We start from the raw sequence: 324 nt of genomic DNA on the forward strand, positions 1-324 counted from the left end.
GGAAAAACGCAAGGCAATGGAATCGGCAGCGAAAGAGCTGGATTTTATGACTGCCGCTAAACTGCGGGATGAGATCAAAATGCTGCAGGAGAAAGTGCAGACGGCATCTTAAAGTGTTAAAATAATTATAGAAGCTTCTGCTTCAGAAGAATAAATATTTATATTTATTTCTCTTTGGTGCCTCCCCACAAACCTTTCAGCTTTGAAAAGAAACATCTTATTGGTGGTGCTCGGCTTCTTGTGGTTGACAAAAACCGCTGCACAGGTTGGGATAAATACTACAGATCCCAAGGCACAACTCGATATTCACACGGCAGATCCCGG

The 324-nt window shown here is 42.9% G+C and carries 1 protein-coding gene; it reads left to right on the top strand.

Translation table 11 applies throughout. The features are described 5' to 3' along the window. The coding region (locus HC175_RS24520) for a UvrB/UvrC motif-containing protein (RefSeq protein WP_168140007.1) at positions 1-112 on the top strand (112 nt) is incomplete at its 5' end. Positions 113-324 lie beyond the last annotated feature (212 nt).

The sequence above is a fragment of the Salinimicrobium oceani genome, assembly GCF_012037645.1.